17 protein-coding genes are annotated in these 15,211 nt (G+C 63.5%); 2 read left to right on the top strand and 15 right to left on the bottom strand.

Annotated elements, in window-relative coordinates:
• The 6 genes from ACQR1W_RS20035 to purC all read right to left on the bottom strand — a co-directional run bounded on the left by ACQR1W_RS20035 (window position 1) and on the right by purC (window position 4,983).
• Window positions 1-1,308 carry a cation:dicarboxylate symporter family transporter gene (locus ACQR1W_RS20035; protein ID WP_434852391.1) on the bottom strand — a complete coding sequence of 436 codons (1,308 nt, stop codon included), beginning with the start codon at window positions 1,306-1,308 and terminating at the stop codon, window positions 1-3.
• A gap of 225 nt (window positions 1,309-1,533) precedes the next feature.
• Window positions 1,534-2,922 carry a DUF1236 domain-containing protein gene (locus tag ACQR1W_RS20030; protein ID WP_434852390.1) on the bottom strand — a complete coding sequence of 463 codons (1,389 nt, stop codon included), beginning with the start codon at window positions 2,920-2,922 and terminating at the stop codon, window positions 1,534-1,536.
• Between the two features lie 114 nt (window positions 2,923-3,036).
• Window positions 3,037-3,738 carry a phosphoribosylformylglycinamidine synthase subunit PurQ gene (gene purQ, locus ACQR1W_RS20025; RefSeq protein WP_434852389.1) on the bottom strand — a complete coding sequence of 234 codons (702 nt, stop codon included), beginning with the start codon at window positions 3,736-3,738 and terminating at the stop codon, window positions 3,037-3,039.
• On the bottom strand, window positions 3,735-3,926 hold the full coding sequence (locus ACQR1W_RS20020) for a hypothetical protein (RefSeq protein ID WP_434852388.1): 192 nt from the start codon (window positions 3,924-3,926) through the stop codon (window positions 3,735-3,737). Before ACQR1W_RS20020 ends, purQ begins: the two co-directional genes overlap by 4 nt.
• A 3-nt stretch (window positions 3,927-3,929) precedes the next feature.
• Window positions 3,930-4,172 carry a phosphoribosylformylglycinamidine synthase subunit PurS gene (gene purS / locus ACQR1W_RS20015; RefSeq protein WP_008974301.1) on the bottom strand — a complete coding sequence of 81 codons (243 nt, stop codon included), beginning with the start codon at window positions 4,170-4,172 and terminating at the stop codon, window positions 3,930-3,932.
• 43 nt (window positions 4,173-4,215) lie between these two features.
• Entirely contained in the window at window positions 4,216-4,983 is a 768-nt protein-coding gene (gene purC / locus ACQR1W_RS20010; protein ID WP_008974302.1) for a phosphoribosylaminoimidazolesuccinocarboxamide synthase, read from the bottom strand.
• Between the two features lie 318 nt (window positions 4,984-5,301).
• Here purC and ACQR1W_RS20005 point away from each other — a divergent pair, with 318 nt between their 5' ends.
• The gene (locus tag ACQR1W_RS20005) at window positions 5,302-5,625 is read left to right on the top strand and encodes a DUF1476 domain-containing protein (protein ID WP_008974303.1); all 324 of its coding nucleotides are present in this window, start codon (window positions 5,302-5,304) and stop codon (window positions 5,623-5,625) included.
• An 81-nt stretch (window positions 5,626-5,706) separates the two neighbouring features.
• Here ACQR1W_RS20005 and cynS read toward each other — a convergent pair whose 3' ends face one another.
• The 7 genes from cynS to ACQR1W_RS19970 all read right to left on the bottom strand — a co-directional run bounded on the left by cynS (window position 5,707) and on the right by ACQR1W_RS19970 (window position 12,350).
• Window positions 5,707-6,195, bottom strand: coding sequence for a cyanase (cynS, locus tag ACQR1W_RS20000; protein WP_434852387.1), 489 nt, complete (start codon window positions 6,193-6,195; stop codon window positions 5,707-5,709).
• A gap of 65 nt (window positions 6,196-6,260) precedes the next feature.
• Complete coding sequence (locus ACQR1W_RS19995; protein ID WP_434852386.1) at window positions 6,261-7,196, bottom strand: ABC transporter ATP-binding protein; 936 nt, start codon at window positions 7,194-7,196, stop codon at window positions 6,261-6,263.
• Window positions 7,197-7,204: 8 nt separating this feature from the next.
• Window positions 7,205-8,044 carry a nitrate ABC transporter permease gene (gene ntrB, locus ACQR1W_RS19990; protein ID WP_434852385.1) on the bottom strand — a complete coding sequence of 280 codons (840 nt, stop codon included), beginning with the start codon at window positions 8,042-8,044 and terminating at the stop codon, window positions 7,205-7,207.
• 187 nt (window positions 8,045-8,231) lie between these two features.
• On the bottom strand, window positions 8,232-9,617 hold the full coding sequence (locus tag ACQR1W_RS19985) for a CmpA/NrtA family ABC transporter substrate-binding protein (RefSeq protein WP_434852384.1): 1,386 nt from the start codon (window positions 9,615-9,617) through the stop codon (window positions 8,232-8,234).
• Between the two features lie 108 nt (window positions 9,618-9,725).
• A complete protein-coding gene (locus ACQR1W_RS19980) occupies window positions 9,726-10,604 on the bottom strand; it encodes a sulfurtransferase (RefSeq protein ID WP_434852383.1) in 879 nt (292 codons plus the stop codon).
• A 48-nt stretch (window positions 10,605-10,652) separates the two neighbouring features.
• Window positions 10,653-11,774 carry an acyl-CoA dehydrogenase family protein gene (locus ACQR1W_RS19975; RefSeq protein ID WP_434852382.1) on the bottom strand — a complete coding sequence of 374 codons (1,122 nt, stop codon included), beginning with the start codon at window positions 11,772-11,774 and terminating at the stop codon, window positions 10,653-10,655.
• Between the two features lie 33 nt (window positions 11,775-11,807).
• The gene (locus ACQR1W_RS19970; protein ID WP_434852381.1) at window positions 11,808-12,350 is read right to left on the bottom strand and encodes an OsmC family protein; all 543 of its coding nucleotides are present in this window, start codon (window positions 12,348-12,350) and stop codon (window positions 11,808-11,810) included.
• Window positions 12,351-12,599: 249 nt separating this feature from the next.
• On the opposite strand from ACQR1W_RS19970, the gene ACQR1W_RS19965 reads away from it, so the two are divergent.
• Window positions 12,600-13,280 (top strand): TetR/AcrR family transcriptional regulator, encoded by a 681-nt coding sequence (locus ACQR1W_RS19965; protein WP_434852380.1) that lies wholly within the window; start codon window positions 12,600-12,602, stop codon window positions 13,278-13,280.
• Window positions 13,281-13,491: 211 nt separating this feature from the next.
• Here the strand turns inward: ACQR1W_RS19965 and ACQR1W_RS19960 are convergent, their stop codons facing one another.
• Window positions 13,492-13,710, bottom strand: a complete 219-nt coding sequence (locus ACQR1W_RS19960) for a hypothetical protein (protein ID WP_434852379.1) — start codon at window positions 13,708-13,710, stop codon at window positions 13,492-13,494.
• A 26-nt stretch (window positions 13,711-13,736) separates the two neighbouring features.
• Entirely contained in the window at window positions 13,737-14,855 is a 1,119-nt protein-coding gene (locus ACQR1W_RS19955; RefSeq protein ID WP_008974313.1) for a DUF2336 domain-containing protein, read from the bottom strand.
• Window positions 14,856-15,211: the final 356 nt, after the last annotated feature.

Genomic DNA, 15,211 nt, shown 5'->3' with positions numbered 1-15,211 from the left:
TCATTCGCCCGCACCGACGATGGCAGCGCGTGCATCATCGGCCTCCTCTGCAACAGGCGCCGCAACGCCGCGCGCGAGGTAAGCATCGAGCTTGGCCGTGTCCAGCGCATTCTCCCAGCGTGCGACCACAAAGACGGCGACCGTATTGCCGATGACGTTAGTGAGCGCGATGCAGGTGGCCATCAGCCGATCGATCCCGAACAGGAGGCCGAGGCCGTTGAGCGGCAGCACCCTCACGGACTGGAGCGTTGCTGCGAGCTTGATGAAGGCGCCGCCCGCGACCGTCGTGCCGCCCTTCGACGTCAGCAGCATCACCGCAAGCACCGCGACCTGCTGGCCGTAGGTAAACGGCGTGTCGGTGGCCTGCGCGATAAAGCCGACCGCAATCGCCATGTAGATGCCCGTGCCGTCGAGATTGAAGCTGTAGCCGGCCGGCAGGACGAAGCCAACGATCGAGCCGTCGCAGCCGGCCTGCTGCAGCTTCTGCATCAAGCGCGGCAGCGCGACCTCTCCGGAGGCCGTGCCGAGCACCAGCAGCAGTTCCTCGCGGATGAGCCGCAGCAACTTGAGCAGCGACAGTCGCATGATCGCGCAGACGCTGCCGAGCACGACCACCACGAAGAGAATGGCCGTGATCCAGTAGAGCAGCACGACCTTGCCGAGATATAGCAGCGTGGCGCCGCCATGGGCGCCGATCGCGGCCGCCATCGCGCCGAAGGCGCCCAGGGGCGCGAGCTTCATAATGAAGCCGAGCATGCGGAACAGCACATCCTGCCCCTCCTCGATGCCGTGCAGGATCGCCGAGTCCTTCTTCAGGCCGACGCTGAGGGCTGCGCCCACCAGCACGGAGATGAACAGGACCTGGAGGATCTCGCCCTTGGCGAAGGCGTCGACGATTGTGCTCGGAATGATGCTGAGGAAGAAGCCGATCGCGGTGAAGTTGCTCGCCGAGTTGGAGATGCGCGTCACGCTCTCACTGAGCGCGAGATTGCTGGCATGGAGCCCATTGCCGGGCTGGAACATGTTGACCGCGATGAAGCCCGCGACCATGCCGAGCGTGGTCAGGATCTCGAAATAAAGCAGGGCCTTGAAGGCGAGGCGGCCGAGTTGCCGCATGTCGCGCACGTGGGTCAGCCCGAGCACGACGGAGCAGAAGATGATGGGCCCGAGCATCATGCGCAGCAGCGCGATGAAGCCGTCGCCGAGCGGTTTCATCTGAGTGGCCGCCTCGGGCGCGATCAGGCCGAAGATGATCGCGAGCACGATCGCGATCAGGACTTGGACGTAAAGCTGGCGGATGGTCGCCATGGCTCGTTTCGCTCCCCTCATGGACGAGATGAAATTCTCGTTCCGTTTGCGAGCGAACTAGAGCAGACGCGTGCGTGCTATGTCCAAATCAATCTTCAGATAGGAATCTATGCCGGATCGGCATGGCTTGGCGTCGAGCGGCTCGGCGTCGGAGCGATGCAAGGCCGGGACAGGTGAAAAGCGGCGGGAGGCACGCCGGCTACGGCGTGCCTCCCTGACATTCCGTTACTGCTGCTGATCGATCACCTGCACGACCTTCTGGTTCTGCGGGTCGACCAGCACGACCTGATCGCCGATTGACAGATACTGATACGACGCCAGCTCCGGGTTGCTGCGCGCGAGTTCGTCCGGCACACGCTTCAACGACAGGCAGGTCGATCCTGATGAGGACGAACCCGATGATGTCGAGGTCGAGCCCACCGTGCCCGCTGAGGTGGCGGAGCGGAGCAGGATCTGGCGCTGTTCGTCGGACAGCGTCACGCGGGTGCTGCCATAGCCGCCGCCATAGCGATCAGCGCTGGTGTAACCGCCGCGTTCCGGAATGACGTCGACGATCTCGCGGCTGCGCGGATCGATGATTGCGATGTCGTCATGCACCACCGTGTATTCGTAGCCGCGATATTCCGGCACGATCGACACGATATCCGAGGGCAGCGGGCGTGGCCGCACCCGCTCGGGCAGGCGTTCGCCGACATTGACGTTGATGTTGATGTCGGTCCGCGCCTGATCGAATTCGCGATCTCGGCGGAGTTGGTCGACAACCCGCGTGCGCTGCTGGTCGTTCACCGAGACCGAGGTGTTCGAACGGCTGCGATCAGGCTGATTCTGGTTCTGAGCCTGGCCGGTGGGTTGTCCCGGTTGCGTATTCTGCTGGGCCGTTGAGCTTCCAGGACGCGTGGTCTGCTGTGCCGTCGAGCCGGTATTGTCAGGACGATTCGGCTGGGCCGCCTGATTGTTGCGCTCGGTGCCCTGCTTCTCCGCCGCGCGATCAGGGCCTTTGCGCTCGTCCTGGCTCTGCTGCGTGGAGCCGGTCGAATTGCGATCGTGACGATCGGCTTCACGGTCCTGGCGCTGATTCGGCTGGCCCGACTTGCTAGTCTCGGCCGCGCGACTGTCGCCTTTGCGCTCGTCCGCCTGGCCCTGCTGCCGCTTGGTCTCGGCCGACTCCTTGGCCTCGCGACCCTCGCGCTGATCGCGATCGCGCTGCGCGGTCGAGTGTTCCGCCTTGTCGGATTGTGCAGCGCCGGGTCCAGCCTTGTCGGACTGCGCTGCATCCTTGGCCGCGCCTGGACCAGAACCCTGGCCGACCGTCTGCTTGCTATCGCGGGACGGCCGCTCCGCGGCCTGCTCGCGACCAGGCGATGCTTCGCCGCGCCGCGGCTCCTGCGCGCTCTGCTTGGTCTCAGATTGAGCAGCATGTGCGCCGGCGGCAGAGCCTTTGGCCTCAGCGCCGGGACGGCTTGTTTCGCGTGATGATTCTGCCGAAGGCTGCGCGCTGCGTGCGCCCTCATGCTTCATGTCGGATGGGCCCTGGGCGATTGCGCCGCCCGAGCCGATCGCCATCGCAAGCGCGATAGCAGCAGTACCAAGCCAGTATTTGGATGCCGTCGTCATAAGAGAACCTCCTCCAGTTCCCTGCCCTGTTTTGTGGGCGGACAACGCAAACACCGGCCAGCCGTTGCGCGGCGGGACAACAAAAAATATCGGAACGAATCCGGTTAAGCCGGATCAGGCCGCACGATCGAGATGCGCGACGAGTCCGGCGAACAGACCACGGCCGTCGGTGCAGCCCATGATGTCTTCGACGTGATTCTCGGGATGCGGCATCATGCCGAGCACATTCCCGTTCTCGTTGACGATGCCGGCGATCGAATGCGCCGCGCCATTGATGTTGGCGCCGGCATCGACGGCACCTTCCGGCGAGCAGTAGCGGTACAGGATGCGTCCGTCACCTTCGAGACGCTTCAAGGTCTCTTCATCGGCTTCGTAGTTGCCCTCGCCGTGAGCGACCGGCACACGGATCACCTGTCCGGCGTTATAGCCGCGCGTGAAGGGCGAATCCGATCGCTCGACCCGCAGATGCACATCCTTGCAGATGAATTTGAGCTTCTCGTTGCGCATCAGCACGCCCGGCAGCAGCCCGGACTCGCAGAGGATCTGGAAGCCGTTGCAGACGCCGAGCACGAGGCCGCCCTGGCTCGCGAAATCGCGCACGGCATCCATCACAGGCGCCCGCGCGGCGATCGCGCCGCAGCGCAGATAATCGCCATAGGAGAAGCCGCCAGGCACCACGACGAGGTCTGTACCCTTCGGCAGCGACGTCTCCGCGTGCCAGACCATCGCCGGTTCATGACCGGAGATCAGGCGCAACGAGCGCGCCATGTCGCGTTCGCGGTTGATGCCGGGAAAGACGAGGACGGCGGATTTCATGGTGTGCGTTCGCCTGTTCTTGAACTGATGTTCATGCGTTGCGCCGCGACCGTGCTGAGGTGCGCCAACAGCTCTCCATTGAGAGCTCGCGCATCAGCGAGCAACTCATCGACCGAAGTTTCGAGGCTGGAGATTCCATGCGAAATCTCCAGCACAAGTTCGTAGGGCTGGAGATCGGTGGGTGCCATCGCCTACCCCAGCAGCTCGACCCGGTAATTCTCGATCACCGTGTTGGCGAGCAGCTTGTCGGCGGCTTCCTTCAGGGCGGCCTCCGCCTTGGCCTTGTCGGCGCCGGCGAGCTCGATGTCGAACACCTTGCCCTGCCGGACGCTGGCAACGCCGTCGACGCCGAGCGATTTCAGCGCACCCTCGATCGCTTTGCCTTGCGGATCGAGGATGCCGGATTTCAGCGTCACCGTGACACGCGCTTTCACGTCACCCACCTTCATAAACCTTGCAGCCATAAACCTTGCAGCGTCAGCTCTTGACCAGCACCGGGCCGGAGCCGGCCGGACGCTCGTTTTCCATCAGGATGCCGAGCCGCTTGGCCACCTCCGTATAGGCCTCCAAGAGCCCGCCGAGATCGCGGCGGAAACGATCCTTGTCGAGCTTCTCGTTCGACTTGATGTCCCACAGCCTGCAGGAATCCGGAGAAATCTCATCGGCGACGATGATGCGCATCATCTCGTTCTCGAACAGCCGGCCGCACTCCATCTTGAAGTCGACCAGACGGATGCCGATGCCGAGGAAGAGCCCGGTCAGGAAATCATTGACGCGGATGGCGAGCGCCATGATGTCGTCGATCTCCTGCGGGGTCGCCCAGCCGAACGCCGTGATGTGCTCCTCGGAGACCATCGGGTCGTTGAGCTGGTCGTTCTTGTAATAGAACTCAATGATCGAGCGCGGCAGCTGGGTGCCCTCCTCGATGCCGAGGCGCTGCGACAGCGACCCCGCCGCCACGTTGCGCACGACCACCTCGAGCGGCACGATCTCGACCTCGCGAATCAGCTGCTCGCGCATGTTGAGACGGCGGATGAAATGGGTCGGCACCCCGATGTCGTTCAGGTGCTGAAACAGGTACTCCGAAATCCGGTTGTTGAGGACGCCCTTCCCCTCGATCACCTGGTGCTTCTTGGCATTAAACGCGGTCGCATCGTCCTTGAAGTGCTGGATCAGGGTACCAGGCTCGGGACCTTCGTACAGGACCTTCGCCTTACCTTCATAAATGCGACGCCGGCGGCTCATTGGGATGTACCGTGTTTTGTTAAAATCCATGAACTGGTAGGCTCCGGACGATTTGGGACAGGACCACGACGGAGCTGCCGCGAAGGCCTGGACCTGAGGGAAACAGAACAAGAACCGGGCCTGGAGGAAACCTATCTGATTGGCTCGGCGAGCACAATCGATCCGGGCCGACGAGACGGAGTTTTACCATTCTTCCCTGCGGCGTCGTGCCAACTGCCTTGGCATTGTCTTGACGAGATGTTCCAATTATTTAGGCAGCCGGACCCTCGCCCGCAACCGCCGCTCCGGCCCCTTTCGGCAACCCTGGAACTTCCGGCTATGACCACATTCGACAAGCGCGAAGAAGCCTTCGAGACACAGTTCGTCCACGACGCGGAGCTCAAGTTCAAGGCAGAGGCCCGTCGCAACCGGCTGCTGGGCCTGTGGGCGGCCGAAAAGCTCGGCAAGAGCGGCGCCGATGCCGACACCTATGCCAAGGATATTGTCGCGACCGAATTCGAGGAAGGCGGCGATGCCGCCGTGCTGAGCAAGGTCCTGGGCGACCTCGCAGCCAAGGGTGTCGCGGTCACCGAACAGGACGTGCTGACCAAGATGACCGAGCTGCTGGCCGTGGCGGTCGCGCAGGTGAAGGCAGGGACATAAGCCGAATAGCGAGTGGCGAATAGGGATTGTTCATCCCCGGCTCGCTACTCGCAATTCACCATTCGTTCCGCGCTATTCGCTCTATTCTTCCTTGAACCCATATTCCGGCACGTTGCCGCTGGCGCCGTAATATTTGTAGGGCAGGAACTTGCCGGACATCGTGATCTTGACGCGGTCCCCCTTCGGGTTCGGCAGCCGCTCCATCACCATGTCGAAGTCGATCGCCGACATGATGCCGTCGCCGAACTCCTCCTGGATCAGCTCCTTCCAGGCCGGGCCGTTGATCATCACGAGCTCGTAGAAGCGGTAGATGAGCGGATCGGTCGGCGGCATGGTCACGCCCTCGCCGCGCATCGGCGTCTCGTTCAGCATCGCGACCTCGCTCTTCGAGAGCCCGAACAGTTCGCCGGCATTGGCCGCCTGCGGCTTGGTCAGCTTCATCTGGCCGAGAATGGCGCCGACGATCAGCACCTCGGAATAGCCGCCGATCTTTTCGCAGATATGTTTCCAGCTCCAGCCCTTCTCGCGCTTGATGTCGAGCAGCTTCTCGGTGAGGTCGGATCGTTTCATGCTGGGTCTCCCTTTCGCCTCCGTCATGCGCGGCCTCGTGCCGGGCATCCACGTCTTGAAATTGCTCACGAAGACGTCGATGGCCGGGCCAAGCCCGGCCATGACACCTGCCGTGACTCCACCGCTTGCTGCTCCGCCCCGGACGTGATCGTCAGTTCGGGTTTCCCGATCCGCACCAGCGGCACCTTGCGCGGATCGTGATCGGGCTTCTCAGAGGTAAACGTCTTGCTGCGGCTGACCAGGAAGTCGATGATGTGGTTGCGCACGCCGTAATAGAGCGGATGGCGGTGCAGATCGCCGCGCAAGCGCTCCTTCGGCAACGGATTCTCGACGATCTCCGCCAGCACCGCACCGGGACCATTGGTCATCAGCACGATCTTGTCGGCGAGATAGATCGCTTCATCGACGTCATGCGTGATCATGAACACGGTCTGCCCGGTCTCGAGGCAGATGCGCCGGACCTCATCCTGCAGCGTCCCGCGCGTCAGCGCATCCAGCGCCGAGAACGGCTCGTCCATCAGCATGATCTTCGGCGTGATCGAGAGCGCGCGGGCAATGCCGACGCGCTGCTTCATGCCGCCGGAGAGTTCGGATGGCCGCTTGTGCTCGGAGCCGGACAGGCCGACGAGATCAATGAAGCTTTGCGCGTGCGCCTTGACCTTGGCGCGATCCCAGTTGCGCCATTTCGAGCTGACCGCATAGGCCACATTGCCGAGCACGCTGCGCCAGGGCAACAGCGCATGGCTCTGAAAGATCACGGCGCGATCGAGGCTCGGCCCTTCGATCGCCTGACCATCGACGATCACGGCGCCTTCGCTGGGGCTGTCGAGGCCGGCGAGGATGTTGAGCACCGTGGTCTTGCCGCAGCCGGAATGGCCGATCACGCAGACGAACTCGCCGCGGGGCACCGCAAGCCACAGATCATCGAAAATGGTCGTCTCGCGAGCGCCGCTATCGTAGCGTTTGGTGATGCCCTCGATGGAGATGAATTTGTCGGGCATGGCGCACCTCACTCCGGAAACGTGACGAGCCGCGCAAAACGCGCCAGGATCTGGTCGAGCGCCATGCCGACGAGGCCGATCAGGAGGATCGCGATGATCACATTGGTGATCGAGAGATTGTTCCACTCGTTCCACACGAAGTAGCCGATGCCGGTGCCGCCGACGAGCATCTCGGCGGCGACGATCACGAGCCAGGCGATCCCGATCGATATCCGCATGCCGGTGAGGATGGTGGGCGCGGCGGCGGGGAGGATCACGGTGAAGGCGCGTCTGAGGTGGCCGACCTCGAGCGTGCGCGCGACGTTGATCCACTCCTTCCGCACGCTGGCGACGCCGAAGGCGGTGTTGATCAGCATCGGCCAGACCGAGCAGATGAAGATTACGAAGATCGCCGACAGGCTGGAATCCTTGATCGTATAGAGCGCAAGCGGCATCCAGGCCAGCGGCGAGATCGGCTTCAGGATCTGGATGAACGGATCGAGCGCGTGGCTCATCAACGGCGACATGCCGATCAGGAAGCCGAGCGGAATGGCGATGACCACCGCGATCAGATAGCCAAGCATCACGCGGGCGATCGAATAGCCAAGCTGGATGCCGAGCCCCTTGTCGTTGGGGCCGTTGTCGTAGAACGGCCGCTTGAGGTGCTCCCAGAGCTTGGCGCCGACATCGAGCGGGCCAGGCATCGCCGACTTGCCTTGGGTTGCCGTCATCCCCATCAGCTTGGCGTATTCGGGGCTCATCGTCGCGGCCGGCCCGGCACTGCGAGTGGCGAGGTGCCAGGCGGCGAGGAAGACGGCGAGCAGCAGAATCGAGACGATTGCGGCGCGCAGGCGGAGAGACGCGGTCATGCCCGACAGCCTCTGCACATCCAGGTGTCGTCCCGGCGAACGCCGGGACCCATAACCACCGAACTCAATTGATGGACGAGATCGTCGTTGCGGTCCGTGCCCCACGACAGGTCACGGAGTATGGGTCCCCGCGTTCGCGGGGACGACAGCAATGGCTTGGTCGGCAGCGCCGCGCTTATCCGCTCCATCACGACGCCTTCTTGATCTTGAAGCTCGCGACATAGTCGTCGGGCTTGTCGGGATCGAAGGTCTTCCCCATCACTGCAAACGACTTGTAGGACTCCTTGGGCGGCGTGAGCCCCATCTCGGCCATCACCTTGCGGGTGTCGGTGGCGAGATAGATCTGCTCGGCGACAGCCTTGTAGTCGACCTCGCCCTTGATCTGGCCCCAGCGCTTCATCTGGGTCAGCATCCACACCGCGAACGATTGCCAGGGGAAGGGATCGAAATCGACCCGTTTCGGATCGGTCTTCACGCCGCCGAGCCCGTCGGCATAGGTGCCGGTCAGGACCTGCTCCAGCACGGTGACCGGCGCGTTGATGTAGTTGGCCGGCGCAATGGCTTCCGCGATCTGCTTGCGATTGTCGGCCTTGGAGGCATAGGCAGTGGCATCAACGATCGCCCGGGTCAGCGCCGCAAAACTGTTCGGCGCTGTCGCGATGAACTCGCGGCTGGCGGCGAAGCTGCAGCAGGGATGGCCGTCCCAGATCTCCTTGGACAGGATGTGGAGATAGCCGACGCCGTCATAGATCGCGCGCTGGCAGATGTTGTCGGGCGCCAGGAATCCGTCGATGTTGTCGGCGCGCAGGTTGGCCACCATCTCCGGCGGCGGCACCGAGCGCAGCTGCACGTCGGTATCGGGATCGATACCGTGCTCGGCGAGATAATAGCGCAACAAATAATTGTGCATCGAATAGTCGAACGGAATGGCGAACTTCATGCCTTTCCAGTCCTTCGGATCGCGTCTGTCCTTGTGCTTCATCGAAAGCACGATGCCCTGCCCGTTGATGTTCTCGATCGCTGGCACGGCAAACGGGATCGGCTGGGCGCCCAGGCCGAGCGAGATCGCGATCGGCATCGGCGCCAGCATGTGGGACGCGTCATATTCCTTGTTGATGGTCTTGTCGCGAATGACAGCCCAACCAGCGGTCTTGACCACCTCCACATTGAGGCCGGCCTTGGCGTAGAAACCGAGCGGCGCGGCCATGATGATCGGCGTGGCGCAGGTGATCGGGATGAAGCCGACCTTGAGATCCTTCTTCTCCGGCGTTCCAGCTTCAGCAAAGGCCTCGGTCGCGAGCTTCAGCGGGAAGACCTGCGACAGCGCGGCAAGCGCTGTCGCCGCCCCAACCGATTTCAGGAATGCGCGGCGGGTCGCGGCCTGCGGAAACACCGCGCGCAGCACAGCGGACGCGACCACATTCTCATAGCGCTTGTCGCGGCTCTCCGCGACCGGTTCGCAACGCAGTGCCAGCCTGGCCTGATCATGTTCAGCCGGGCTGCGATGCTGGCCGCAGACGCAGCCCGCGTTCACGCTGCTCTCGGCATCGAACGGATCATCGAAAATCGACATGTGCTGCGCCCCTTTGTCGCACTGGCCTGCGCGGGTGCGTGCCGCGCGCCATCAAACTGATCATCCGGCCGCATTTTGTGCGGCCGAATGATGCAGAACATGCAGCTTTTATGCCGCCTTGCTGGTCATTGCCGCCGGGATGGGCAGGCCTTCCTCGATCGGCAATGACGGATCGCGCGACCATTCATTCCAGGAGCCGAAATACATCCGCACGTCCTTCACGCCCGCGTTCTTCAGCGCCAGGAAGGTGTTCGACGCGCGCGCCCCCTTGAAGCAGTACAGATAGACCGGCGTCTCGGTGGTGATGCCGACGGTAGCGCATTCGGCGAGGATCTCATCCTTCGACTTGAAGCGCGGGCCCTCGGCGGTCGGCTTCATCATGCGGTACCATTCCAGCCAGACGGCACCGGGAATGCGGCCCTTGCGCGGGCAGAAATCCTTGCCATAGGGCGAGGACGAATCGCCGATCCACTCATCGACGTCGCGCACGTCGAGAATGGCAATGGCCGGATTGCCCACCGCCGCCAGCATCGCCTTGGCATCGATCAGGATGCTGCCCGCTTCCGGCACGATCGAGAACGACGCTTTCACCGGCGCCGGCACATCGGTGGTGACAGGCTGGCCCGCCGCACCCCAAGCCTCGTAGCCGCCATGCAGCACCTTCACCTTGGGATAGCCGAGCATGGTGAGCAGGAAATAGCCGCGGCAGGACTGGCCGAAGCCGGAGTTCATCGATTGCTCGTAGACGACAGCCGTCTCCTTGCCCGACAGGCCGGCGGCGCCGAAGGCATCGGCGAATTTCGTCTTCAACTCTTCGATGCCTTCGGGGGTCGAGGTCGCGAGATAGGTGAAGATCTCGTGCACGTTCACCGCGTTCGGGATGTGCCCTGCGCCGTAAGCGTCGGGATTGCGGGTGTCGATCAGGACACACGGTTCTTTGTTGATGAAATCAGCGAGTTCGCCGGCAGAAATCAGAACATCCGTCATGGCAGGCCTCTCCTGTTGTGAGTTCGATGGTCCCTGTTCTCGCCGGCGTCAGCCGTCGGCGAGCATCTTGCGGAGCTGCTTGGTCGCGGGGGTCACGATCGCGACGAAATAGGCTTCGCGCAGCCGCCGCTCGGCGCGATTGCCCTTGATGTAGCCGCGCGCTCCGCAGTGGAGCATCGCGGCGTGTGCGGCCGCCACGCTGGCCTCGCCGGCCCGCAGGCGCAGCGCGACGACCTTGCGCCAATAGGTCTCGTCCGGATTGAAGGGATCGCGGGCGAGCAGCGCGGTCTCCTGTGCGAGCTCGGCGGCAAGCTCGGTGAAATCCACCGGCTGTTGCGGCAGATAGCGGTTGACGTGGCCGAGCGGCGTCTCGACCTCCCGCATCACCTTGATGCAGTCCTTGATCAGGCCGAGCGCCATGCCGGCCTGCAGCAGGATGAAGCCGGCGCGGATCGTCTTGACGAACGGCCCCGCGGGATCAGCGAGGATCAGCTCATCCGGCACAAACAGGTCGCGAAACTGCACGCCGTAGGTGCCGGTGCCGTCCATGGCGAGAAACGGCTGGCACGGCTGCAAGGTCACCGCCGGATCTGCGCAATCGGCGATGAACATCACGATCTCGCCGGGCGCATCCTCGCGCTCGAAGATCGTGCCGAACATGTGGTCCGGCCCGAGATTCGAGACCCAGGGCAGCGCGCCGCGCACGACATAGCCGCCCTCGACCTTCCGTCCCTTCAACTTGAGCTTCTCGATGCCGAAGAAGCTCTTCATCGGGTTGGAGAGGCCGGTGCCGCCGAGCAGCCTGCCGCTCGCGGCATCGTCGAGCAGACGATCGACCAGCGCCTTGTTGGGCGAATTGGCGATGTACCAGACCAGCGTGTTCTGGCACCACGCCATGAAGGCGGTGGCGCCACAGACCTCGCCCATCGCCGCGATCGACTCGATGGCGCAGGTGAGATCCGCCGCATTGTTGTCGGGGACATGGCTGCCCCACGCCCCGACATCGCCAAGACGCCGGAGCAACTGCGCCGGATAGACCGTGCCGGCGTCGATCGCGGATGCGATCGGCGCCAGCTCGTTACGTGCGATCGCCGCGACCTGCTCGACGATCGAGGGCACAGGCACGGCGCCTGCACCATCGACGGCGAGATTCGATGCGAGTGAACCCATAGCGCCCTCCGCTGCTGATGGCCGCGGCCCGGCTCAGATGCCGACTTCGAGATTGACCGGGCGCGTGAAGGTGTTGGCCACCGGCGACCACTTCTTCACATGCGTGACCAGCGCCTGGATCTCCTCCTGCGAGATGCCCTCGCATTCCATCTCGACCTTGACGCGCACATCGGTGAAGCCGACCGGCTTGTCGCTGATGTCGCCGGTGCCCCAGACCGCGGTGATGTTGAGATCACCCTCGAGCTCCAGCTCGAGCTTGTTGACGGTCCAGCCCCGATGCACGGCATTGGCATGCAGCCCGACCGCAAGGCAGGAGCCGAGCGCGGCGAGCGAGGCCTCCGACGGATTGGGCGCGGTGTCGTCGCCGAGCAGCCCCGGCGGCTCGTCGACGATATAAGGCGGCAGGTTGCGGATGTAGTTGGCGTGGCGGAACTTGCCTTCGGCCACCGTCTTGCACTTCAGGGTCTTGATGACCTTGGGGTTGGCCTTGCCATTGGCGATGAGCTGCTCCAGCCCGTTCTTATCGATGGGCGCGAGGCAGCCCGTGAGTGCCGTCTTCTGAACCACTGCGGTCATCTCGTCTTTTCTCCCTGGGATCGAGGATACCGAACGGTCTGTTTCCTGCACGAAGTGTGCCAGCGTGCGCAAAAAACAAAAGCCGAAGGAGTTTTCGTCGCTTAGGGAAGATGCCGCAAAACCGGTCAGGCGCCGTCTGCCCAATGCCGGTGCAATCTGCTGCCCGGCGCGATCAAATTGAGCGCAGCTCGCGTGATCATCGAAGATGCTGCTTGCTGAGACGTGCATGCTCCGTTTAAGCTTGCCCGCATGGGCAGATCGGTTGTGGGCAAACAGACATCAAGAAAGCGCGTCGCTGCGAAGGCGAGCGCGGTTGCCGACGATGAATCGGCGCATGGTCGCCTGCTGGGTGCGGCGACGAGGCTGTTCTGCAAGGACGGCATCAACGCCACCGGCATCGACGCCATCATCAATGAGGCCGGCACCGCGAAGACCACGCTCTACAAATTATTCGGCTCCAAGACCGCCCTCGTCCACGCCGTGCTCGAAAGCGAGGGCCGGCAGTGGCGCGACTGGTTCATCGGCGAGATCGAACGCGGTGGCGGCGATGCCGAGACCAAGCTGTCGCGGATCTTTCCGGCGCTGAAGAGCTGGTTCGGCGAGGAGCGCTTCTATGGCTGCCCGTTCATCAACGCGGTGGCCGAGCACGACAAGGACCAGAAGCAGTTCCGCACCATCGCGATGCGCCACAAGAAGGTAGTGCTGGCGCATATCGAGAAGCTCGCGCGCGAGATGGGCGCGATCGATCCCGAGAGCTTCGCGCATCAGCTCGCACTTTTGATCGACGGCGCGATCGTCGCTGCCATGGTCTCGCGCAACCCCGACGTTGCCGACACCGCAGGGCTGGCGGCGAGCTCGCTGTTCGGGCCAGCGAAGCAGAAGCAGCCGAAGCGAATGAACAAGGCGGACGGTCAGCTGGCCGCGGTGTGAGCTGGCTTGCTGATGTGGCAACCTCTGCGTCATCGCCCGGCTCGGCCGGGCGATCCAGTAGCCCGAGACATTCGTGAATGACCGAGAGGCCGCGGCGTACTGGATGCCCGCTTTCGCGGGCATGACGCTGTTTTGGTAGCTACGGCTGCGCTCGATTCGGAGCGGCGCAATCACGGCTCACACTTTGATCGTCCGCCGTGCCCTCACCGCCTCAACGGAAATAATCCAGCACCAGATGGACGTCGGACGACGCCGGCGCCGTGCCGCTCAGGCTGGCATCGATCACGCGGCGGCAGGCTGCGACAGTCGCCTGGTCGCCGAGGTCGTTGGCGGCCTCGAGCACCAGCCACGCCGCCTCGGTTGCAGAGCGGTCGTCGGAAGCCGGCGTGATGCGCTCACGCGCAGCGAAGTGGAAGCTCATCTCGTTCATCCTCGACCACCTCGCATGACATCACCTCAATGCGCCAATAGGTTCGGCGCGCGCTGCGCGCCCTTGGGAGCCGGATTCTTGCGCGACTGATAGAACTCCAGGACGCTGCGCGAGGTCTGCACCTTGAGGCGGCCGTAGTCCCGCTCCAGATCCTGCAGCTCGCCGGCGCTGATGCGGTGGTCGCGGGCGCCCAGGAACAACAGGGCCATGGTCGTATCCCAGGAGAACAACAGCGCCTTGGCGAGCATCAGCAGCAATTCGCGATTACGGTCGAACAGAGCGCGCTCGATCGCATCGACCGGCAGCCCTGACAACAGCGACATGCCGATCGTCACCTCGTCGACCTTATGCGCCATCGCGTAGCCCGCGATGCTGCGCTCATCCAGGTTGCCCTGCCGGTGCTGGATCGACACCACCCGCTTGGCGACAAAATAGTTGCGCGAACCGGGGCCGAATTTGGATTGCAGTTCGCCGGCGAGATTGGCGACCGAGCTCTGGATCTCGTCGTGCATCTCCGGGCGTTCGCCGGCCAGCCGGTTCTTGACGTCGTCGGAGGCCTTGGCGATCAGTTGCTGGAACAGATGGCGCGGAATATCGCCGCGTGACCCGAGATTCTCCGCAAGGATTGAATCGTTCTCGGCGCGCTTGACCATGTGCAGGAAGCCCGCGCCGGAGAAGCGTGCCCCCTCGTTGCTGGCAACTGCATTGGCCACGTCGCTGTTGCCGCGCGAGGCCAGCACGTCTGTCACCGCCTCGCTCAAGCTCTTGCGCTGCGCGATCGCGAGCAGATGGTCCTGGCTCTTGGTCTCGGCATTCTCGACCAGCGCCGCATCGTCGAGCCGCTCGGAGTGGCGCAGCACGGGGCCGGCGACCTCGATCGCATCATCGAACGCCAGCTTGCGGATGACGCTGGCCGGCGAATATTCAATGCGCGCCAGCCGCTCGGCCAGCTTGGCGCGCGCGGCCGTTTCGATCTCATCCGCCAATCGGCCGATGACCTCGCCGAACGTCGCAATCTCCTCCTCGCAATAGCGTCCGGCAATCAAAAGATCGGTAGCGTGCCAAAGCGCGCGGGCTCGGCTTTCGGCGGTGCCGCGCGCAATCGCCTCGTCCAGATCCTGCAGCACCGATTTCGTCTCGCTCATCATGGAAATGCCGTCGCCCGCAAACAGAGAAAACCCGATGCAAACGATAGCATCCGAACGCGAGTGTTCCGTAAACTTGCGCGCAGGTATTTTGGCGTGAGTTGTCCCTTAAATGTCCTGCTGTCCGTTAGGAGCCTCTTAAGAGTCAGAAGTACCCCGCCACCAATCCGCAGGGCGCGATCGCATATGGCCCAACAAGACCGGGGCCTCATGGTTCGAGACGGCGCTTCGCGCCTCCTCACCATGAGGGTCGGCTATTTCGCCGCGAATAGGCCCTCGTCCTGAGAAGCTCGCCGAAGGCGAGCGTCTCGAAGGAAGGCCGCGAGAGCGATCGCCGGCCGAGTTTTCCCATATGC

This window comes from Bradyrhizobium sp. HKCCYLS1011, from assembly GCF_051167795.1.
Taxonomy (GTDB): Bacteria; Pseudomonadota; Alphaproteobacteria; order Rhizobiales; family Xanthobacteraceae; genus Bradyrhizobium.
This window is presented reverse-complemented; position numbering and strand designations above follow the sequence as displayed.